This window comes from Pseudomonas sp. F9001 (assembly GCF_013385435.1).
GTDB lineage: Bacteria > Pseudomonadota > Gammaproteobacteria > Pseudomonadales > Pseudomonadaceae > Aquipseudomonas.
Genome location: NZ_JACAPX010000011.1, coordinates 70,085 through 90,364, shown reverse-complemented (window position 1 = coordinate 90,364; position 20,280 = coordinate 70,085). Strand labels below are relative to the sequence as shown.

The 20,280-nt window shown below is 62.9% G+C and carries 19 protein-coding genes; 14 read left to right on the top strand and 5 right to left on the bottom strand.

Annotation, left to right across the window (positions count from 1 at the left end; translation table 11 throughout):
- Positions 1 to 173 precede the first annotated feature (173 nt).
- From HX818_RS09170 to HX818_RS09160, 3 genes are all read left to right on the top strand, one after another.
- On the top strand, positions 174 to 608 hold the full coding sequence (locus HX818_RS09170; RefSeq protein ID WP_003215629.1) for a RidA family protein: 435 nt from the start codon (positions 174 to 176) through the stop codon (positions 606 to 608).
- A gap of 17 nt (positions 609 to 625) precedes the next feature.
- Positions 626 to 1,069, top strand: a complete 444-nt coding sequence (locus tag HX818_RS09165; protein ID WP_023658744.1) for a type II 3-dehydroquinate dehydratase — start codon at positions 626 to 628, stop codon at positions 1,067 to 1,069.
- 109 nt (positions 1,070 to 1,178) lie between these two features.
- On the top strand, positions 1,179 to 2,429 hold the full coding sequence (locus HX818_RS09160) for an NAD(P)/FAD-dependent oxidoreductase (RefSeq protein WP_177019890.1): 1,251 nt from the start codon (positions 1,179 to 1,181) through the stop codon (positions 2,427 to 2,429).
- 468 nt (positions 2,430 to 2,897) lie between these two features.
- On the opposite strand, the gene HX818_RS09155 is transcribed toward HX818_RS09160, so the two are convergent.
- Complete coding sequence (locus HX818_RS09155) at positions 2,898 to 3,305, bottom strand: VOC family protein (RefSeq protein WP_003215625.1); 408 nt, start codon at positions 3,303 to 3,305, stop codon at positions 2,898 to 2,900.
- Between the two features lie 215 nt (positions 3,306 to 3,520).
- On the opposite strand from HX818_RS09155, the gene HX818_RS09150 reads away from it, so the two are divergent.
- The 7 genes from HX818_RS09150 to msrA all read left to right on the top strand — a co-directional run bounded on the left by HX818_RS09150 (position 3,521) and on the right by msrA (position 10,260).
- On the top strand, positions 3,521 to 4,486 hold the full coding sequence (locus HX818_RS09150; RefSeq protein WP_008434702.1) for an amino acid ABC transporter permease: 966 nt from the start codon (positions 3,521 to 3,523) through the stop codon (positions 4,484 to 4,486).
- A gap of 15 nt (positions 4,487 to 4,501) precedes the next feature.
- Positions 4,502 to 5,266: an amino acid ABC transporter ATP-binding protein gene (locus HX818_RS09145; protein WP_023658742.1), complete on the top strand. Its 765-nt coding sequence runs from the start codon at positions 4,502 to 4,504 to the stop codon at positions 5,264 to 5,266.
- 74 nt (positions 5,267 to 5,340) lie between these two features.
- Positions 5,341 to 6,180, top strand: coding sequence for a transporter substrate-binding domain-containing protein (locus HX818_RS09140; RefSeq protein ID WP_003215621.1), 840 nt, complete (start codon positions 5,341 to 5,343; stop codon positions 6,178 to 6,180).
- Positions 6,181 to 6,263: 83 nt separating this feature from the next.
- Complete coding sequence (locus tag HX818_RS09135; protein WP_177019889.1) at positions 6,264 to 7,571, top strand: FAD-binding oxidoreductase; 1,308 nt, start codon at positions 6,264 to 6,266, stop codon at positions 7,569 to 7,571.
- Positions 7,572 to 7,598: 27 nt separating this feature from the next.
- Positions 7,599 to 8,069: an Lrp/AsnC family transcriptional regulator gene (locus HX818_RS09130; protein ID WP_003215617.1), complete on the top strand. Its 471-nt coding sequence runs from the start codon at positions 7,599 to 7,601 to the stop codon at positions 8,067 to 8,069.
- Positions 8,070 to 8,269: 200 nt separating this feature from the next.
- Positions 8,270 to 9,757, top strand: coding sequence for an MFS transporter (locus HX818_RS09125; protein ID WP_003215615.1), 1,488 nt, complete (start codon positions 8,270 to 8,272; stop codon positions 9,755 to 9,757).
- Positions 9,754 to 10,260 carry a peptide-methionine (S)-S-oxide reductase MsrA gene (gene msrA, locus HX818_RS09120; protein ID WP_003215613.1) on the top strand — a complete coding sequence of 169 codons (507 nt, stop codon included), beginning with the start codon at positions 9,754 to 9,756 and terminating at the stop codon, positions 10,258 to 10,260. Before HX818_RS09125 ends, msrA begins: the two co-directional genes overlap by 4 nt.
- Before the next feature lie 139 nt (positions 10,261 to 10,399).
- Here msrA and HX818_RS09115 read toward each other — a convergent pair whose 3' ends face one another.
- The 4 genes from HX818_RS09115 to HX818_RS09100 all read right to left on the bottom strand — a co-directional run bounded on the left by HX818_RS09115 (position 10,400) and on the right by HX818_RS09100 (position 15,600).
- Positions 10,400 to 11,743 (bottom strand): cytochrome c, encoded by a 1,344-nt coding sequence (locus HX818_RS09115; protein ID WP_177019888.1) that lies wholly within the window; start codon positions 11,741 to 11,743, stop codon positions 10,400 to 10,402.
- 17 nt (positions 11,744 to 11,760) lie between these two features.
- The gene (locus HX818_RS09110) at positions 11,761 to 14,001 is read right to left on the bottom strand and encodes a molybdopterin cofactor-binding domain-containing protein (RefSeq protein ID WP_177019887.1); all 2,241 of its coding nucleotides are present in this window, start codon (positions 13,999 to 14,001) and stop codon (positions 11,761 to 11,763) included.
- A complete protein-coding gene (locus HX818_RS09105; RefSeq protein ID WP_003215609.1) occupies positions 14,001 to 14,456 on the bottom strand; it encodes a (2Fe-2S)-binding protein in 456 nt (151 codons plus the stop codon). Before HX818_RS09105 ends, HX818_RS09110 begins: the two co-directional genes overlap by 1 nt.
- Before the next feature lie 250 nt (positions 14,457 to 14,706).
- A complete protein-coding gene (locus HX818_RS09100) occupies positions 14,707 to 15,600 on the bottom strand; it encodes a LysR family transcriptional regulator (protein ID WP_177019886.1) in 894 nt (297 codons plus the stop codon).
- Between the two features lie 94 nt (positions 15,601 to 15,694).
- Between HX818_RS09100 and HX818_RS09095 the strand changes: the two genes are divergently transcribed.
- The 4 genes from HX818_RS09095 to HX818_RS09080 all read left to right on the top strand — a co-directional run bounded on the left by HX818_RS09095 (position 15,695) and on the right by HX818_RS09080 (position 20,280).
- Positions 15,695 to 16,879: an MFS transporter gene (locus tag HX818_RS09095; RefSeq protein ID WP_177019885.1), complete on the top strand. Its 1,185-nt coding sequence runs from the start codon at positions 15,695 to 15,697 to the stop codon at positions 16,877 to 16,879.
- Positions 16,880 to 17,064: 185 nt separating this feature from the next.
- On the top strand, positions 17,065 to 17,586 hold the full coding sequence (locus tag HX818_RS09090; protein WP_177019884.1) for a helix-turn-helix domain-containing protein: 522 nt from the start codon (positions 17,065 to 17,067) through the stop codon (positions 17,584 to 17,586).
- 22 nt (positions 17,587 to 17,608) lie between these two features.
- Complete coding sequence (locus HX818_RS09085) at positions 17,609 to 18,718, top strand: HlyD family secretion protein (protein ID WP_177019883.1); 1,110 nt, start codon at positions 17,609 to 17,611, stop codon at positions 18,716 to 18,718.
- Positions 18,715 to 20,280 (top strand): DHA2 family efflux MFS transporter permease subunit, encoded by a 1,566-nt coding sequence (locus HX818_RS09080; RefSeq protein ID WP_177019882.1) that lies wholly within the window; start codon positions 18,715 to 18,717, stop codon positions 20,278 to 20,280. Before HX818_RS09085 ends, HX818_RS09080 begins: the two co-directional genes overlap by 4 nt.

The following is a 20,280-nucleotide window of genomic DNA, read 5'->3' as shown; positions in this document are numbered from 1 at the left end:
CTGCCTCAAACACAGCGTTGCATGGTTCATGCCGATTGCTGTTTTAGCCCGACGCTGACGCCGGCGGATGGCGCTTCGGTTTTGCCTAAGCATTACCTCGCGCAAATGCTGGTTTCGCGCGGGCGAGGCCAATGTGAAGCTGGATTTATTCCGCGCCTCATGAGTTGCCAGCAATGCCCACCCATACCCGTATCCGCATGTTCAACACCAAGCAGACCTACCCCAACCAGGCGCTGGACAACGACCTGTGCCAGGCCGTGCGCGCCGGCAATACCATTTATGTACGTGGCCAGATCGGCACGGACTTCGACGGCAACCTGATCGGCCTCGGCGACCCGCGCGCGCAAGCCGAACAGGCAATGAAAAACGTCAAGCAACTGCTGGAGGAAGCCGGTTCCGATTTGTCGCACATCGTGAAGACCACCACCTACCTGATCGACCCGCGCTACCGCGAACCGGTGTACCAGGAGGTCGGCAAATGGCTCAAGGGCGTGTTCCCGATCTCCACCGGCCTGGTGATTTCGGGTCTGGGCCAGCCGGAGTGGTTGATGGAGATCGATGTGATTGCGGTGGTGCCGGATGACTGGAACCCCAACCAGCAACCATGAGCCACCTGGAGCTTGCCATGCCCCGCACTGTGTATTTCCTCAACGGCCCCAACGCCAACCTGTACGGTCTGGACAAGAACGGCACCTACGGCAGCGAAAGCTTCGCCAGCATCGAAGCGTGCTGCCAGCGCCACGCTATCGAACTGGGCCTGACCCTGGATTTTCGCCAGAGCAACCATGAAGGGGTGCTGGTGGACTGGATTCAGGAGGCCCGGCTCAACGCCGACGCGGTGATCATCAACGCCGCCGGCCTGACCTACAGCTCGGTGCCGATTCTCGATGCGCTGCTGGCGTTCGACGGCCCGATCATCGAAGCGCACATGAGCAACATCTGGAAGCGCGAGGCTTTCCGTCATCACTCCTATGTGTCCAAAGCCGCCACCGGCGTGATCGCAGGCCTCGGCGCGCTGGGCTACCGCCTGGCCCTGACGGCGGTGGCCGAGCTGCTGGAGGCCGATTGAAGGGCTTTGGTTTTGCCTAACCTCTACGTTCAAAAAGCATAATTTCCGGCTGGCGGTTGCTTGATCACACTGATACCGGTCGATGGTCGCTTATCTTTAGGAAGCTCACATGTCAGTTGAAAAGATCAACACCCTGGTGGTGGGCGCAGGCCAGGCGGGGGTCGCCATGAGCGAGCATCTGTCACTCATGGGCGTGCCGCACATCGTGCTGGAGCGTAACCGCATCGCCGAGCGCTGGCGGTCCGAGCGCTGGGACTCGCTGGTCGCCAACGGCCCGGCCTGGCACGACCGTTTTCCCGGCATGAAATTCGAAGGCATTTCCCCCGAGAGCTTCCCGCCGAAAGAGCGCATGGCGGCCTACTTTGAAGAGTACGTGAACATGCTGAAGGCTCCGGTGCGCACCGGGGTTGAAGTGCAGCAAGTGGAACGCCACGTGGGTCGCCCCGGGTTCAAGGTGACCACCTCGGCGGGTGTGATCGAGGCCACCAACGTTGTTGCGGCGACAGGCCCGTTTCAACGTCCGTCCATTCCGAATCTGGTGCCCGCACACGCCACGGTTCAACAGCTGCACTCCTCGGCCTACAAGAATCCCGGCCAGTTGGCCGAGGGTGCTGTGTTGGTGGTGGGCGCTGGCGCATCGGGTTCACAAATTGCCGAGGAACTGCAAAAGGCCGGCAAGACCGTGTACCTCTCGGTGGGCGAACACTATCGCCCTCCTCGCTCGTATCGTGGCCGTGATTACTGCTGGTGGCTGGGCGCGCTGGGCTTGTGGGACGAGGTCAAAATCCAGCCGAAGAAGAAGCATGTGGCGTTTGCCGTCAGTGGCTATGAAGGCGGCAAGACCGTCGACTTCCGCCGCCTGGCGCACATGGGCATTACGCTGGTGGGTGTTACTCGGTCGTGGAATGAAGGCGTGATGGAGTTTGAGCCCGGCCTGGCGGCTAATGTGGCTGAAGGTGACCGTGCCTACTTTGATGTACTGCGGGATGCCGACGCCTATATCGAGCAGAACGGCCTGCCGTTTGCGCCGGAGCCTGAGGCGTGGGAATTGTTGGCTGACCCGGAGTGCCTGGTGAATCCGATCCTGAGCCTGGATTTGGCTGAGGCCGGTGTGACCACGATTCTGTGGGCCACGGGTTTCAGTTTTGATTTCAGTTGGTTGAAAGTGAATGCGTTCGACGAGAAAGGTGAGCCTTTCCATAAGCGCGGGATTTCGGCGGAAAGCGGGATTTACTTTTTGGGTTTGCCGAACCTGGTGAACCGCGCGTCTTCGTTTATCTACGGGGTTTGGCATGATGCGAAGTACTTGGCCGACCATATTGTCTTGCAGAATGAGTACATGGCCTATAGCAAGCCGTGAGGTGCCTTGCTCCATTGCCTACAGTTACGTCAGAATCCGCCGGCTTGTGCGCTTGGGTATGGGGCTCTAAGGATGCTCGGTCGCTGAAACCTCAGTGATCGGGTTTAGTAGCCCGAAGTATTCTAGGCAATGTGCATAAGCATCATCTGTCAGACGTCTTTGTCTGTGCTTAATGGTGGCTGTGTGCAGGGCGCCCTCGGGCGCGCCGGTTTTGTCTGGAATATCCGCTCTACTAACCTGCACACAGCTGCCACCTTTCGTTTAGTAGCGATAAGGCGGGGGCCAAAATGGAGCATCCAGACAATGTTCAAGGTTACCCCTAATCCTCCGGGAACTTCCGATCCAAAACTCCACCAGGCCGCCCAGCGCGCCATGGATCACTACCTCAATCCCAGTTCCAAACCCGCCCCAACGCCCTCAGCCCTGTTCAGCGTTCCCAGCCTCAGCTTTTGCTCGTTCAACTCACCCTCACCGAGGGTAATTTGCTTGTGGATCATGGCAGCACACGCACAGCTTGTTGCCATCAGTATCTCGAAAATACGCGCCGTAATAATCGGGGTGGTAGTGAGGCCTTAATCCAGGCTCTCCTTCACATATCCCGCCGAGCGCCAACGCCGCTGTATAACTTCTTCTAACCGCTTCCCGACTGGGCGCAAGTAGCCCCACCATCTGCCCATTCCCGGGTGCACTCGGGTTGCCATCAAATGGCGCCCCAATGACGAAGATCGGACGAGGTGCGGTTTCAGCCACCCAACCGGCCCACGGTTTATCCGCATCGCAAAATTTCAACCTGAGGCCCAACTCAGCCATCACCTTCGAATAGAAAGCAAAAGCCCGATCAAAATCACCTGTACCTAAAAACACATGGGAAATCATGGTGGCTACCCTGGGGCAATGAATGCCCATGAGTCTGGCGCGAAATGATTGCTGGCGAAAGCTTGATGACTCCGCCCGGCATATGTACGGCTCCCATCCCCTCATACGCCAATGAAAACCGCAATTCCCAACAATCCGCAGGGTGCCGCCCGGCATTTCGTCAACCCATAATGGGCTTACAACAATAAAGGGGCTCACCCCGGGGCGTGTAAGCCATGTACAGAGACCATATCGTCAAGACCCGCATGACGGACAGCGCGGTATTCATGGGCGCGGTGGCCGTGGTGATTTTCATCATCACGCTCGCCTGCGGCGTCGGTGAAGGCCGCCTCTCCCACTTGATGGGCCCCATCGTTCTCGACCTGAAGGCACCACTGGCACGAGATATTGCAGTGGGCGGCACGTTCACCCTGACGGTGGTGCTGAACCTGTTCATCCTTGGCCGCTTTCCCTTACGCGCGCAGATCATCACGGTCTGGTGCGAGTTGCTGGTGCTGTTCCTGTTGTTCTTCGACACCTTCAACCTTTCCTACAGTTTCATCGCGACCAAAATCGGCTTCATGATCACCCAGGGGGTGTTCACGACCGTCTACGTGTCGGCGATTTCGATTGCGATTGCGTTCGTCCTGGCGCTGCTGGGCGCCACCGCGCGCTTGTCTTCCAACGGCTTCGCGATTGCGATTGCGAGCTTCTACACCTCGTTTTTCCGCGGCGTCCCGCTGCTGATCCAGATCTATCTGATTTACCTGGGCATCCCTCAACTGGGCTATGTCGTCGGGGCGGTTCCAGCCGGGATCCTGGCGCTCTCGCTGTGTTATGGCGCCTACATGACGGAGATCTTCCGCGCCGGTATCAGCAGCATCTCGCGGGGCCAGTGGGAAGCCTCGCGGGCGATTGGCCTGAACCCGTTCCAGACGATGACCCGGGTGATTCTCCCGCAGTCCATGCGCCTGATCATTCCGCCAACGGGCAACCAGTTCATCTCGATGCTCAAGGACAGTTCGCTGGTGTCGGTGATCGGCGTCTGGGAGCTGATGTTCCTGGCACGAACCCAGGGACGCGCCGAGTTCCGGCACCTGGAAATGCTGATCACCGCCGCCGTGCTGTATTGGCTGCTGTCGATCGTGCTGGAAACCGTCCAGGCCCGCCTGGAAAAGCACTTCAACCGCGCCCATCGCTGAACCAGGAGCATGACGATGAATCAGCCCTCAATAGTCCCTGCTCCATACCCTGCAATATCGATCCAGGACATGCATAAATGGTATGGCGATTTTTATGTGCTCAAGGGCATCGACCTGCACATTGCCAGCGGTGAAATCGTGGTGGTCTGCGGGCCGTCGGGCTCCGGCAAGTCCACGTTGATTCGCTGCCTGAACCTGCTGGAAGACTTCCAGAAAGGCCACGTGTTCATCGAGGGCACCGAGTTGACCCGTGATGCCGCCTGCGTGGCGGGCATAAGGCGCCAGGTCGGCATGGTGTTCCAGCAGTTCAACCTGTTCCCGCACATGACGGTGCTGGAGAACCTCATGGTGGGACCGCGTCTGGTGAGCAAGCTCAGCGAGCCCCAGGCCCGCGAGCTGGCCTATGAATACCTGGACCGAGTGCGCATCGGGAACCAGGCCGACAAATACCCCAGCCAGCTCTCGGGCGGCCAGCAGCAGCGCGTCGCCATTGCCCGGGCCTTGTGCATGCGCCCGCGCATCATGCTGTTCGACGAGCCCACGTCGGCCCTTGACCCCGAGATGGTCAAGGAAGTGCTGGACGTGATGGGCGAACTGGCCCAGGACGGCATCACCATGGTCTGCGTCACCCACGAGATGGGATTCGCCCGGCGGGTGGCCGACCGGATCATCTTCATGGACCAGGGCTGCATCATCGAGCAAGCCAAACCCACCGAGTTTTTTGACAACCCGCAGCACGAGCGTGCCCGGGAATTCCTGTCGCAGATTCTCAGCCACTGAGCAGCACCGTCGAACCTTGCGAAGTCACCGATAAAAACAACAGGCACCGCACTCAAGATACTGGAGGCTTACCCATGATCTCGTTCACTCGCTTCTTCACCGCAGCCGCTGTCGCCACCGCCCTCACCAGCCTCACAGGTGCGGCCTGGGCGGGCTCGACCCTCGACCGCATCCATGAAACCAAGGTGATCAAGGTGGCCACCTCGGCCAACTGGCCACCGCAATCGTTCCTGGGCCCGGACAATAAGCTGCAAGGCTTCGATATCGACGTCGCCAGCGAAATCGGCAAACGCCTGGGCAGCAAAGTCGACTTCGTGACGCCCGAATACGGGATCATCACCGCCGGGCGCTGGTCGAGCCGCTGGGACCTGTCGGTCGGCTCCATGACGCCTACCACCGAGCGCACCCGGGTGCTCGACTTCCCCGCGATCTACTACTACACGCCGTATGTATTCGCGGTGCACAAGGACGCGGCCGAGACCAAAGTGGCGGACCTGAACGGCAAGATCATCGGCGTCGAAGCCGGTACGACTTCGGAGGACTATATCAACCGCCGCCTCAAGATCGACGCCGCCGACGTGCCGCCGTTCACTTACGAAGTCACCCCCGGCGAGGTTCGCACGTACGGCGACAGCATGGGCCCGCTGGATGACCTGCGCATGGGAGACGGGGTGCGCCTGAACGCAACCCTGTCCGCCCTGCCCACCATCGTCGCCGCCGTCAAGAATGGCTACCCCATCGTCAGGGTGGAAGGCAAACCCGCCTACTACGAACCCCTGGCCATCGCCGTGGACAAGGGCGATGAGGCGTTCAACAGCGCGCTGACCAAGATCGTCGCCGACATGAAAGCCGATGGCACGCTCAAGCAATTGTCAGAGAAATGGTACGGCGCCGACCTCACCCAGGTGCAGTAAAAAACCCCACAGGCCGTACAGGCGCCCCGTCCTCGACGCGGCGCGCTGTATGCCTGCGCCGCAAAAAAAGGACGGCCGACTTCATGTTCACCTATAACAACAATTACTACACCGCCACGATGCGCGACACGACTGAACGCCAGGCGCTGTGTGGCAACGCCCGGGCCGATGTGTGCGTGATCGGCGCCGGGCTGGCGGGGCTGAGCACGGCGTGGGAGCTGGTCTCCCGCGGGCAGTCGGTGGTGCTGCTGGATGCCGGTCGCGTGGCCTGGGGAGCGTCGGGGCGCAACGGTGGCTTCGTGCTCCAGGGCTGGTCCGAAGGGTTGGCCGCCATCGAGCGACGCTGCGGCAAACCTACAGCCGCCGCGCTGTTCAAACTGTCGCTTGAGGGCGTCGAAATTGTTCGCGGCATGATCGCCGGTCATCAGTTGCCCGGCTGCACGCCAACCCCGGGGAAACTGAGTGTGGTGCGCTACGAAGATGGCGACAACCTGCAGCGCGTGCGGGACAAAATGGCCGCGGATTTCGACTTTCACCTCGACTACCTGGATCGCCAGGCGGTGCGCGAAAAGCTCAAGACCGAGCGGTATTTCCAGGCGCTGCGCGACAACCATGGCTTTCACTTCCACCCCTTGAACTATTGCCTCGGCCTGGCCCGACTGATCGAGCAAAGTGGTGGCAAAATCCATGAACGCTCGCCCATGACCGCCGTCGAAAGCCGCAACGGGCGACACCGGGTCATCACCGATCAGGGCACTGTCGATTGTGCCCACGTGGTGTACTGCTGCGGCGGCTATGGGGGGCCTGAGTTCGGCAAATTACGCCGCGCCTTCCTGCCGATCGCGACCTATGCGGTGCTGACCGAGCACCTGGGCGATCGCCTGGCCGAGGCGGTCTGTACCTCCGATGCCGTGGGCGATAACCGCCGGGCCTCGGACTATTACCGCATCGTCGAGGGCGACCGCCTGCTCTGGGGCGGCCGCATTACCACGCGCAACCTGCAGGATGAGAAACGCCTGGGGCAATTGCTGACGCAGGATATCCTCGACGTTTATCCACAATTGCGCGGCATCAGGATCGACAAGGCCTGGTCCGGGTTGATGGGTTATGCGCGGCACAAGATGCCGCACATTGGCCCGCTGGGGCAGGGATTGTGGGCGTGTACATCATTTGGTGGCCATGGTATGAACACCGCGCCGATCGGCGCACGCGTCATCGCCGAGGCGATCTGCGGCGAAACCGATCGCTACCGCCTGTTCGATGCCTACGGCCTGGAATGGAATGGCGGCCCCCTGGGCCCGGCGGCCGCACAAACGGTTTACGCCGGCCTGAAAATGATGGATATGTTTCAGGAAAAGCGCTCGCAACACAGGGCGACTCATAAAAACTGAACCCCAGCGAGGGTCAAGGACGTGTCCATGGATACGCAGAATCCCGGTCCACTGTTTAACCTCACCGACAAGGACAGGCAATTGCTTGGCCTGCTGCAAGCCAACGCACGCGAACCCACCGCGTCATTGGCCCGCAAGCTCGGGGTCTCGCGCTCTGCGGTGCAGGAGCGGATTACCCGCCTGGAAAAGGCCGGCGTCATCACCGGCTACAGCGTGCGCATCGACCAGGACCGGCTTCAGCAGACGGTGACCTGCTTTACCATGACCTCCTGCACCAACAAGAGCTACACCGATGTGATGACCTCGCTGCGCAGGATGGAAGCGGTGCAGGCCGTGTATGCGGTCTCGGGAGAGTCCGATTTCATCATTCACCTGGCCACCGCCACCCTGAGTGAACTCAATGCCGAGCTCATCAGGATCAACATGATCAAAGGGGTGGCGCACACCGCTTCGCATATCGTGATGGAAACCAAGTTCAGCCGAAAACTGATGGTGTGAAGTGCTGCCGGCCGTGGGAAACCGCGCGCCTCACGCTCTGCCTCGGCTGCCATAGCGACTCAGCCACCTGACAAGTCATTCCTTGCAAAATAATTCGCCTCAACGCAATATTAAAAGCAATTGCTTGGTTAATTACCTCAAGCCTGACGCTTAACCCTTCGCCGGCTTCCATACCGCGAACGCATTACAAGGAATCGTTGATGCAAACCCAAGACAGCAGTTGGGGCGAGTTGCTTAGCGGCAAGAACGCCACGCGCTCCATTGCCCTTTCAGGCGGCATCGCGCTGTATGCCACCAACACCTACATCGCCACCACCATCCTGCCGTCGGTGGTGGCCGAAATCGGCGGCCTGGCGCTTTATGCGTGGAGCACCACACTGTACGTGGTGGCCTCGATCCTCGGTTCCGCCCTCACCTCCAAGCTGTTGCAACGCACCGGTCCACGGCTGGCGTATGCGCTGGCCACACTGGTGTTCATGGTAGGCGTGCTGATCTGTGCCCTGGCGCCGAACATGCCGGTGATGCTCGCGGGGCGCTCCATCCAGGGGCTGGGCGGCGGGGTCTTGCTGGCCCTGTGTTACTCGATGATCCAACTGGTGTTCGAAGAGCGCCTGTGGCCGCGCGCAATGGCACTGGTGTCGGGGATGTGGGGCGTGGCGACGCTCGTCGGGCCGGCGGTGGGTGGCGTGTTTGCCGAGATGGACGCGTGGCGCCTGGCCTTCGGCTCGATGGTGCCGGTGAGCCTGGCGTACATGGTACTCACCAGCCGCGCCCTGCCCCCGCGCGACACCACGGCGACCGCCACCGCTCGTTTGCCGGTGCCGCAACTGGTGCTGCTGGCGGGCGCGGTGCTGGCGGTGTGTGCCGGCAGCGTCTCGGCGCTGCCGAGCTGGAACCTGTTGGGTATCGCCACCTGCGTCGTGCTGGTGGTGCTGTTGATCCGCAAGGAGTCCAGCGCCACCGTGCGTCTTTTGCCCCGGGATGCATTGAAGTTCAGCACCCCGCTCTGCGCGCTTTATGCGACCACCTGCCTGTTGGTGATCGGCATGAGCAGCGAGATCTTCATGCCGTACTTTCTGCAGCATTTGCATGGCCAGTCGCCGCTGATCGCCGGTTACATGGCCGCGCTGATGGCGGCCGGCTGGACGGTCTCGGAAATCATCAGCTCCGGCTGGACCGGCCGCGGCCCACATCGCGCCATCATCGCGGGGCCGCTGTTTATCGTGGCGGGCTTGATGATGCTGGCGATCACTACGCCCATCGCCAGCCAGGGCGAATGGACATTGCTGGCCCCTATCTGCCTGGGGCTGTTCCTGGTGGGGTTCGGCATCGGCCTGGGTTGGCCGCACCTGCTGACGCGCATCCTGCAAGTGGCTTCAGAACAGGACAAGGACACGGCCGCTTCGTCGATCACCACCCTGCAACTGTTCGCCATGGCCATGGGCGCGGCGCTGGCGGGGGTGATCTCGAACATGGCGGGCATCAATGAAGTGGCCGGCAATGGCGGCATCGCCCATGCCGCACGCTGGCTGTTCGCGCTGTTTACCCTGGCACCCGTGTTGGCGCTGTTGATGGCGCTGCGGGCAACGCGGACGAAGCCGATCGAAGGCGCGCCCCTCGACCTTGGAATCGTCCAACCTGCCCCCATAACTAGCGAGGTATCCAACAAGGGGAAGCACAGACCATGACCAACCCGACCGAAACCGCCCTGCTCGCCGGCGGCTGCTTCTGGGGCATGCAAGACCTGCTGCGCCGCTACCCCGGCGTGCTGCACACGCGGGTCGGCTACACCGGCGGCGATGTGCCGAATGCCACGTATCGCAACCACGGCAACCATGCCGAAGCCATCGAGATCGTCTTCGACCCGACGGTGATCACTTACCGGCAGATCCTCGAGTTCTTTTTCCAGATCCACGACCCCAGCACGCCCAACCGCCAGGGCAACGACCTGGGCCCCAGCTACCGTTCGGCGATTTATTACCTGAGCGAACAGCAACGCGACATCGCTGAAGACACCGCTGCCGACGTCGACGCCTCAAAACTGTGGCCGGGCCGTGTCGTCACCGAGATCGAACCGGCGGGGCCGTTCTGGGAGGCGGAGCCGGAGCATCAGGATTACCTGGAGCGGATTCCGAATGGCTACACCTGCCACTTCATCCGACCCAACTGGAAACTGCCGAAACGCGGTTGAAAATGTGGGAGCGGGCTTGCTCGCGAAAGCGGTGTGTCAGTCAGCAAGTTCTTCACTGACCCACCGCCTTCGCGAGCAAGCCCGCTCCCACATAAAGCAGTTCCTACACAAAGCGCCTCCCTCACAAGGCGCATTTCCCTCAGCGCATTTGCAGAATGATCGGGCTGCTGCTCGCCGGGCCCGTGTGCTCACGCAACTTGCCCACCGCCTTGGCATCCACCGCCCCACCCTGATTGCCCCAGGTGCCGCGCACAAACGTCAGCACTTCAGCAATCTCCTGGTCCGACAACTGCTCACGGAACGCCGGCATGCGATAAGCGTCCGCCACATTGGCCGCCACTACGCGCTGCGAGCCATTGAGGGTGATGTTGATCGCCGAGGCGTCCTCCTTGGCCAGTGCGGAGGTGGCGCCCGCCAGCGGCGGCATCCAGTCCGGTTGCCCTTTGCCTTCCAGCCCGTGGCACGAGGCGCAGCGGGTCACATAGGTATGCGCACCCGGCGCATCCAGGCGTTGCGCAGCCGATACCGCCTGATACTGCCAGGTCGCACCGTCGCGCTGCTCGTCGCCCGGCAACGACCGCAGATAGCGTGCAATCGCCGCCAGGTCATCGTCGCTCATGAACTGCGTGGAGTTGTTGAACGCCTCGGTCATCGAGCCATAAACCACCGCATGTTTGTTGCGACCGGTCTTGAGGAACTGCACCACTTCCGGCTCGCTCCAGCGCCCCAGGCCGGTGTTGGGATCGTCCCGCAGGCTCGGTGCGTACCAGCCGTCGAGCAAGCCACCGGCCAGGTACGGCTTGCCACTTTCATCCAGGGCCTTCTCGTTGAAGGCCAGGCCCCGTGGCGTGTGGCAACTGCCGCAATGCCCCGGGCCCTGCACGATGTAAGCCCCCCGGTTCCACAGTTCATCCTTCCCGGCCTTCGCGACATACGGCTTGCTGTCGGTAAACACGCCATTCCACAGCGCGATCGGCCACCGCATATTCAATGGCCACGGGATCGAACTCTTGATATTGGCCTGCTGCACCGGCGCCACGCCCTTCATGAAGAACGCGTACAGGGCGCGCACATCATCGTCGCTGAGCTTGGCATAGGACGGGTACGGCATCGCCGGATACAGGCGGCGCCCACCCGGCGCGACACCCTGGCGCACCGCGCGGTCGAAGTCGGCGAGGCTGTAGCTGCCAATGCCGGTTTCCGGGTCTGGCGTGACGTTGGTGGCGTGGATCGCCCCCAGCGGCGTGGCCATTTCCAGGCCACCGGCAAAGGGCTTGCCGTTGGGCACGCTGTGGCACGCCACACAGTCGCTGAGCCGGGCGACATACTCGCCTCGGGCGACCAGCGCCGGGTCCGTGGCGACGGGCTCGGCCCCCAGCGGCGAGACAGGCTCGCGGGTGACATACCAGGCCAGCAGGCCTGCGGCGACCAGGCACGGCAGCGCCAGCCAGCCAACGGTTCTTGCGAATCGACGGTTGTTCATAAGTGCTCAGGCCCCGGTCAGGTGAAGGAGTGGCGGCTTAACGGCATGCTGCGAACGCGCTGCCCGGTCAACGCCGCGACGGCGTTGGCCACGGCAGGCGCCACGGCGGGCAGCGGCGGTTCGCCAATACCGCCCATTTTTTCCCCGCTCTCGATCACGCGCACGTGCACCCGGGCCATCCGAGAAGGCGGCAGCACCGGGTACAAATCGTAGTTACGCGCCCGAGGCAAGCCGTCCACATACACCGCTTCCTCCAACAGCACCTGGGACAAGCCCAGCGACACCGCCCCATTCACCTGCGCCTCGACAATCGCCGGGTTGACGATGCTGCCCGGGTCGACTGCCTGCCAGATGTCATGCACCTTGACCTGGCCGTTCTCGATCGACACCTCGGCAATCACCGCCGTCTGGGTGCCGAACGGTGACGCCATCGCCACCCCGCGTGCGCGCTTGCTGCCGTCTTCGGCAACAAACGGCCCACGTTTCCAGCCACCCGACAACTCGCCCACCGCCTTCAGCAGAGTGGTCAGCCGCTGGTTATCCCGCAACAGATGCAGGCGCAACTCGAACGGGTCCTTGCCCCCCTTGTCGGCCAGTTCATCCAGGAAAGATTCGTAGAAAAAGTCATTCAGCGAATTGCCCACCGAACGCCAGTAGCCCAGCATCACCGGGCCCTTCACATAGATCTGCGCGATACGCTTGTTGGGAATCGCATAGGACTTGCCGGACAGTCCCTCAAGGGCCGTCGGGTCGAGCTTCTCGCCCTGCTTGCCCGCCAGGGCCTCGGTTGGCCCCTCCGTGGCACTCACCGCTTCAATCGCCACCGGCCAGCCGTCGCTGTCCAGCGCCCCACGGAAATTCACCGCTGCGACCGGGCGCAGCACATCCCGCAGGAATTCTTCTTCGCGGCTCCAGATCAACTTCACCGGGCGCCCCACCGCCTTGGCCAACTCGATGGCCTGCGGGTAAGGACTGGCCGAGTCATACAGGAAATGCCGCCCGAAAAAACCACCCAACAACGGCGAATGCAGGGTAATCCGCTCCGGGGCCAGGCCGGTGCGCTTGGCGATATCGGCCAGGAACATGTCCTGCGCCTGATTCGGCAGCCAGATCTCCAGCGAACCGTCAGGGTTGAAGCGCGCCAGCGCCGAAGGCGGCTCCAACTGGGCATGGTGCAGGTACTGGTTGTGGTAAGTGGCCTCGACCCTGGTCTTGGCATTGGCCAGCGTGCCGGCCACGTCGCCCTCGTTCTCATCATCACGGGCCGGGCCGGTTTCTGCGGCCAGGCGCTTGAAATGCTCGTCGCTGGAAAAGTCCTTCGGCATCCCGCGCACCTTGGAATCAGCCGTCGGCTCCAGCCAGTCGACCTGAATCGACTCCACCGCACGCTTGGCATGCCACCAACGCTCGGCCACCACCGCCACCGCACCGGGCAGGCGATGCACCGAATGCACGCCCGGCATGGCCTTGACCTGGTCTTCGTTGCGCAGGCTGCCCACGGTCATGCCGAGTCGGGGCGCATGCTGCACGGCGGCATGGAGCATGCCGTCGACCTTCATATCAATGCTGTACAGCGCCTTGCCGGTGGACTTGTCATACGCATCGAGACGCTTCACCGGCTTGCCGATCCAACGGAACTGGCTTGGGTCGCGCAGCTTCACACTGGCCACATCCGGTACCGGCAGGTCCATCGCCCGCCCGGCCAACTCGCCATACGCAAGAGAACGCCCGGACGCCGCGTGTACGACCTTGCCCGGCTCGGTCGACAGCTCGCTCACCGGTACCTTCAGCGCCTGCGCCCCGGCCTCCAGCAACATGGCCCGGGCCAGCGCACCCAGCCGGCGCATCGTGGGGTAACTCATCCGCACCGACATACTGCCGCCGGTGATGCGCATGCCGTTCTCCATCACCACAAAGGCTTCACCGGGCGGGGCACACTCAACCAGGAACGTGGCCGGATCGGCGTCCAACTCCTCGCCGACAATCTGCGCCATCGCGGTGAACGTGCCCTGGCCGCCTTCGATAAACGGGCTGAGCAAACGAATCGTGTTGTCCGGGCGAATCTCCAGGAAGGCCGGCACCTGTGTACCGCGTTCGGCCGTGGCCGCCTGAACTCGGCCAGACCCCAGCGGCAGGCCAAAACCGATCACCAGCGCGCCCACGGCCGTACTGGCCAGGAAGCGACGGCGGGACAGGTTCACCGGGTCAGTCAGCGCCGCGACCAAGGGCAGCGCGGTGGGATCAATGCGAATGTTCATCAGGCCTCTCCCTTCTGCGCAAGGTCATGCACGGCGGCATGAATGGCGTTATAGGTGCCACAGCGACAGAGGTTGACCATGGCGGCCTCGATCTGCGCATCACTGGGCTTGGGCGTGTGCTTGAGCAGCGCGGTGGCCGCCATTACCTGGCCGGATTGGCAGTAGCCGCATTGGGCGACCTGGTATTCGACCCAGGTGGCGACGACCCGCTTGCCGACGTCATCGGACTCGATGGCTTCGATGGTGGTGATTTCGCGGCCGACCACGCCGGAAACGGGCGTGACGCAGGAACGCACGACATTGCCGTCCACAAGCACCGAACACGCACCGCATTGCGCCAGGCCGCAGCCGTATTTGGTGCCGGTCATGCCCAGGTTGTCGCGGATGACCCAAAGCAGAGGCGTGTCGGGTTCGGCGTCGACTTGGTGGGTCTGCTGGTTAATTCGTAATTCCATGGCTCACCCGCTGATCATCGGTTGGTGTTGCATTTTTTAGTATTTTTAGACGGCAAGACGGGGCCTCGCCGCTGGGCATCGATGGCCCGTCTGGTTCGCGCGCGCGTGGTTTGACTAGTCTAGCGGGCGATGGGAATGACTTTAGACCCTGGTTCATCAAGGCGCTATGCAGGGGTGGGCAAGATCGCAGGATTAGGCAAGTATTCAAGAGGATTGCGTCAGGGGGAGCGGCCTGTGGTGTCAGTGGCGGTCACGCCGGGTGGTGTTCCACCAGAAAGTCGACAAATGCCCTGACCCGCGCAGGCATCGCCGCGCCGCCGACGAACACCGCGTGAATCGGCTCCTGGTCTCCGGGGTTGTACGCTTCAAGCAACGGCACCAGATCACCGCTGGCCAGGTCATCTGCCACGCTGAATGCGCCAATGCGTGCGATGCCGGCACCCAGCTTGGCCAGCTGGGACAATACCTCCCCGCTGTTACCCTCGATCGTACCCGACACCTGCAGCGAAAAATCGCGCCCGTCCACGCGAAACGGCCAGTCGGGCGCTGCCCGGCGGAAGTTGAAACGCAGGCAGTTGTGGTTGAGCAAATCCTGCGGCACCTGCGGCGTGCCATGACGCGCCAGGTAGTCCGGGGAAGCGACTATGACCTCGCCGATGGAGCCGATAAGGCGAGCGGTCAAGGGGCTGTCGGCCAATTGACCGAAGCGGATTGCAACGTCCGCTTGCCCGCCCAGGATATCCACCACCTCATCCTCCAGCCGCAACTCAACCACGATGGCCGGGTAGCGCGCGCTGAACGCGGCAACCAGCGGCACGATCGACAGCCGCCCGTGTGCGAGCGCCGCGCTGACCCTCAGCCGGCCCCGTGGTGCGCCCTGGTCGGTGATCGCATCCTCGACTTCGGCCATGTCCGCCAGGATCCGCCGGGCGCCGCGCAAATACGCTTCGCCTTCGGCGGTGAGCGTGATCGCCCGGGTGGTGCGCAGCAGCAGGCGGGTGCCTATGCGCCCCTCGATGCGGGTGATGATGCGGCTGATGGATGACGGTGTGAGGCCCAGCACCCGAGCCGCCCCCGAGAGGCTGCCCTGCTCCGCGACCCTGGCGAACACCGCCATCTCCCCCGACCGACCGCCTATGTCCACTTGTGATCTCCACGCAAAGCTGTAGTGCCCTGCCGAGGGCTACCGCCTGAAAAGTCGTGATTGTAGCATTTGACACAAAGATGAGGAGTCACCCATGCGTATCAACCCACCCCTTGTAGCACTGTCCATCGGCGCCTTCGGCATCGGGGTCACCGAGTTTGCCCCCATGGGCATGTTGCCCGGGATCGCCGCCGACCTCGGTGTTTCCATTCCCGCCGCCGGGCTGCTGGTCAGCGCCTATGCCATGGGCGTGCTGATCGGCGCCCCGATCATGACCCTCGCGACAGCCAGGGTGGCGCGCCGTTATCTGCTGGTGGGCCTGATGGCCATTTTCACCCTGGGTAATCTGCTGTCAGCCCTGGCCACCGACTACCAAACCCTGATGGTCGCCCGGTTGGTGACATCGCTGAATCACGGGGCATTCTTCGGCATCGGCTCCATCGTGGCAGCGAGTGTGGTGGCGCCCGACAAACGCGCGGGGGCCGTCGCCGCGATGTTCCTCGGGCTGACCCTGGCGACCATCGGTGGCGTGCCCCTGGCAACCTGGTTCGGCGAGAACTTCGGCTGGCGTACGGCGTTCTGGGGCATCAGCGGGCTCGGGGCGTTCGTGATGGTGGCCCTGTGGTGGGCGCTACCGAATACGCCCGCTCCAAAAGGGGCAAGCCTGATGGCCGAAATCCGCGTACTGGGCCGCGGGCCGGTACTGGCAGCGCTGGCGTTGACCGTGGTGGGGTCCAGCGCCATGTTCACGGTGTTTACCTATATCGCGCCGATTCTGCGGGATGTCACCCACGCCTCGACCAACTTCGTCACCGCAATGCTCGTGCTGTTCGGGATCGGCCTGACCCTCGGCAACGTCTGGGGCGGCAGGTCTGCGGACCGTTCGGTGGACCGCACCCTGATAACGTCGCTCGTGGTCCTGATTGCCGTGCTGCTGGCGTTCTCTGTGCTCATGCAATGGCCGCTGCCCGCCGCCTTGTCGATCCTGCTGTGGGGCGCCGCCAGCTTTGCGCTGGTACCTCCCCTGCAAATGCGCGTGATGGAAGCCGCCAAGGATGCACCCAACCTGGCCTCGGCGATGAACATCGGTGCGTTCAACTTCGGTAACGCCATCGGCGCGGCGCTGGGGGGAGCAGTGATCAACGCAGGGCTGGGCTACCCGGCCATTTCGCTGGCTGGTGCGATCATGGCGGCCCTGGGTTTGCTGATGGTGCTGGGCCTTGGCTGGCGCTCGCGGCGCACAGGTTCACGTATCTGCCAGGAACCGGCGCAGGCATAAGGACAGCCGCGCTCAAACGGCCCCCCTGCACCCTCCCCTCTGAAAAGCCCCGAATCCCGGGGCTTTTTTGCGTCTGCCTGGCCGCCATCCATCGCTGCAAAAAATTTCAACTAGTGACTTTCATTATGAAATCCACTGTGCAATATTACTTGCGTAATATTAAGCAACAGATCCCGGAGTCCCTCATGAAGAAAGCCAGCGTCCAACCCATGTCCTGCCCGGTCGCCCGTGCCCTGGAGCACATCGGTGATGGTTGGAGCCTGTTGATCCTGCGTGATGCGTTCTACGGGCTGCGCCGTTTCGACGAGTTCCTGCAGAGCCTCGGGATCGCCTCGAACACCCTGACCCGCCGCCTGAATGCGTTGGTGGCCGGCGGCTTGCTGGAACGGCGCCCGTACCAGGACAACCCGCCGCGCCATGAGTACCACCTCACCGAAGCGGGCCGGGACTTGCGCCAGGTCATCCTCGCGCTGATGGCCTGGGGCGCGCGGCATGCCGAGGGCTCGACCAAGGTGTTTCTCGCCGATGAGGCCACCGGGCGCCCGGTGGTGCTGGCGTTGATGGATGCCAACACCGGCAAACCCATCACCCGTGCGGGCCACCGCGTACATGTCAGCGCCGATGCCGAACCGCTGACCCTGTGGCGCGCACGAACCGGCCGGGCCTACGCCGAAAAAGACCAGTTGGTCAGCCCCTTCCCCCACTAATATTCAACGAGGTCATTTCGTCATGGACGCTCCAGTCAGCGCTGTGCCCGAACCCACCCAACCATCCCGGCGCAAACAGGTTTTGCGCCTGGGGCTGCTGACCCTGGCCGTGGCGGGCGGCGTGTGGTACGCCAGTCACTGGTGGCTGGTCAGCCGGTTTATCGAAGACACCGACGACGCCTATGTCGGGGCGGATGTGACGGTGATCAGCGCCAAAGTGCCGGGCTATATCAGCGAAGTGACGGTGCAGGACAACCAGTTCGTACGGGCCGGCGACGTGCTGGCGCGCATCGATGTGCGCGACTACCGCACGGCCCTGGCCAAGGCCGACGGCGCCGTGGCCGGGCAACAAGCCTCGCTCGCCAACCTCGACGCCACCGAACAACTGCAACTGGCGGTGATCAACCAGGCCAAGGCACAGATCGACGCCACCGATGCCGAAGCACAACGGGCCGGCGACGATCAAACGCGTTACCAGAACCTGGTGCGCAGCCAGGCCGTATCGGTCGAAAGCGCACAGCGGGTCAGCGCCGTATGGAAGACCGCCCGCGCCGACCACTCCCGGGCACAGGCCGGGTTGATGGCGGCGCGCCGGCAAATCGACGTGATTGAAACCCAGCGCGGCCAGGCACGTGCCGCGTTGCAACAGGCGCAGGCCGAACGCGACCAGGCGCAATTGAACATCAGCTATACCGAACTGCGGGCGCCGGTGGATGGTTACGTGGGCAACCGCCGCGCCCGGGTCGGTGCCTACGCCGCGGCCGGCAGCCAACTGATCTCGGTGGTGCCCGCGAAAGGATTGTGGGTGGATGCCAACTTCAAGGAAGACCAATTGGGGCGCCTGCAGGTCGGGCAAAGCGTGAGCATCCGCGCCGACATCCTCCCCGGCCGTGAATTCCACGGGCACATCGAGAGCCTGGCCCCCGCCACCGGGGCGCAATTCAGTGTGCTGCCGCCGGAAAACGCCACCGGCAACTTCACCAAGATCGTGCAGCGAGTGCCGGTGCGCGTGCGCCTCGACAGCAACGATGCCGACTTCGGCGCCCTGCGTCCGGGCCTGTCGGTGATGGCGAAGGTCAACACCGATGAGGCGTTCGAGGACCAGGCCAGCGCCCTCAAGGCCCAGCTATGAACAGCCCGTTGCCCGCCCTCAGCACCGCACAAAAAGTCGCGGCCTTCGCCACCATGTGCGTGGGCATGTTCATCGCCTTGATCGACATCCAGATCGTCTCCGCCTCCCTCAAGGACATCGGCGGCGGGTTGTCTGCCGGCGCGGACGATACGGCGTGGGTGCAGACCGCCTACCTGATCGCGGAAATCATCGTGATCCCCATGTCAGGCTGGCTCTCCCGGGTGATGAGCACGCGCTGGCTGTTCGCGGCGTCGGCGGCCGGGTTCACCTTGACCAGCCTGCTGTGCGCGATGGCCTGGAACATCCAGAGCATGATCGCGTTTCGCGCCTTGCAGGGGTTCCTGGGGGGCTCGATGATTCCGTTGGTGTTCACCACCGCGTTCATGTACTTCAACGGCAAGCAGCGGGTGATCGCCGCCTCTACCATCGGCGCCATCGCGTCCCTGGCCCCCACATTGGGCCCGGCCGTGGGCGGTTGGATCACCGACATCTCCTCCTGGCACTGGCTGTTCTACATTAACCTGCTGCCCGGCCTGTTCGTGACCTTTGCGGTGCCGATGCTGGTCAAGGTCGACCGCCCCAACCCGTCATTGCTCAAGGGCGCCGACTATATCGGCATGGCGTTGATGGCGGTGTTTCTCGGCTGCCTGGAATACACCCTTGAAGAGGGCCCGCGCTGGAACTGGTTCAGCGACAGCACCATCTCGACCACGGCCTGGATAGCCGCCATCAGCGGCGGGCTGTTTATCTGGCGCTGCCTGGAAATCAAGGAGCCGATCGTCGACCTGCGCGCGCTTCGGGACAGGAACTTCGCCCTGGGCTGCCTGTTTTCATTTATCACCGGCATCGGCATTTTCGCCACCATCTACCTCACGCCGCTGTTTCTCGGGCGGGTGCGCGGGTACGGCTCGCTGGATATCGGCCTGGCGGTGTTTTCCACGGGGGTGTTCCAGTTGCTGGCGATCCCGGTGTACGCCTTGCTGGCCAATCGTTTCGACCTGCGCTGGATTTTGATGTTCGGGTTGTCGTTATTCGCCCTGTCGATGTGGGACTTCTCCCCCATCACCCACGACTGGGGCGCCAAGGAGCTGCTGCTGCCCCAAGCCATACGCGGGTTTGCTCAACAAATGGCAGTGCCGCCGGTGGTCACCCTGACCCTCGGCGCACTGGCCCCCGGCCGCCTGAAGCTCGCCTCGGGCCTGTTCAACCTGATGCGCAACCTCGGCGGCGCCATCGGCATCGCCGCCTGCGCCACGGTGCTCAATGACCGCACCAACCTGCACTTCCTGCGCCTGGCCGAGCACCTGAACATCCGGAACGAGTCGATGAATGTCTGGCTTGACCAGCTTTCAGGGAATGCCCAGTTGCTGGGGCAAAACAGCCTGGATTCGAGCCAGTTCGCGCTGAGTCAGCTGTGGGCGCTGACCTGGCGCGAGGCGCAAACGCTGACCTATGCGGACGCATTCCTGATGATCATGGTGTGCTTCGTCGTCGCCGTGTTGCTGGTGCCGTTGATGCGCAAGGTGCAACCGCCGAAGCAGCCGACGGCGGATGCGCATTAG

Coding starts and splice junctions, on each gene's coding strand:
- HX818_RS09090 (WP_177019884.1), top strand. CDS start 17,065: ATGAAGAAAGCCAGCGTCCAACCCATGTCCTGCCCGGTCGCCCGTGCC.
- HX818_RS09160 (WP_177019890.1), top strand. CDS start 1,179: ATGTCAGTTGAAAAGATCAACACCCTGGTGGTGGGCGCAGGCCAGGCG.
- HX818_RS09110 (WP_177019887.1), bottom strand. CDS start 14,001: ATGAACATTCGCATTGATCCCACCGCGCTGCCCTTGGTCGCGGCGCTG.
- HX818_RS09135 (WP_177019889.1), top strand. CDS start 6,264: ATGTTCACCTATAACAACAATTACTACACCGCCACGATGCGCGACACG.
- HX818_RS09130 (WP_003215617.1), top strand. CDS start 7,599: ATGGATACGCAGAATCCCGGTCCACTGTTTAACCTCACCGACAAGGAC.
- HX818_RS09080 (WP_177019882.1), top strand. CDS start 18,715: ATGAACAGCCCGTTGCCCGCCCTCAGCACCGCACAAAAAGTCGCGGCC.
- HX818_RS09155 (WP_003215625.1), bottom strand. CDS start 3,305: ATGATTTCCCATGTGTTTTTAGGTACAGGTGATTTTGATCGGGCTTTT.
- HX818_RS09165 (WP_023658744.1), top strand. CDS start 626: ATGCCCCGCACTGTGTATTTCCTCAACGGCCCCAACGCCAACCTGTAC.
- HX818_RS09115 (WP_177019888.1), bottom strand. CDS start 11,743: ATGAACAACCGTCGATTCGCAAGAACCGTTGGCTGGCTGGCGCTGCCG.
- HX818_RS09105 (WP_003215609.1), bottom strand. CDS start 14,456: ATGGAATTACGAATTAACCAGCAGACCCACCAAGTCGACGCCGAACCC.
- HX818_RS09095 (WP_177019885.1), top strand. CDS start 15,695: ATGCGTATCAACCCACCCCTTGTAGCACTGTCCATCGGCGCCTTCGGC.
- HX818_RS09125 (WP_003215615.1), top strand. CDS start 8,270: ATGCAAACCCAAGACAGCAGTTGGGGCGAGTTGCTTAGCGGCAAGAAC.
- HX818_RS09150 (WP_008434702.1), top strand. CDS start 3,521: ATGTACAGAGACCATATCGTCAAGACCCGCATGACGGACAGCGCGGTA.
- msrA (WP_003215613.1), top strand. CDS start 9,754: ATGACCAACCCGACCGAAACCGCCCTGCTCGCCGGCGGCTGCTTCTGG.
- HX818_RS09085 (WP_177019883.1), top strand. CDS start 17,609: ATGGACGCTCCAGTCAGCGCTGTGCCCGAACCCACCCAACCATCCCGG.
- HX818_RS09170 (WP_003215629.1), top strand. CDS start 174: ATGCCCACCCATACCCGTATCCGCATGTTCAACACCAAGCAGACCTAC.
- HX818_RS09140 (WP_003215621.1), top strand. CDS start 5,341: ATGATCTCGTTCACTCGCTTCTTCACCGCAGCCGCTGTCGCCACCGCC.
- HX818_RS09145 (WP_023658742.1), top strand. CDS start 4,502: ATGAATCAGCCCTCAATAGTCCCTGCTCCATACCCTGCAATATCGATC.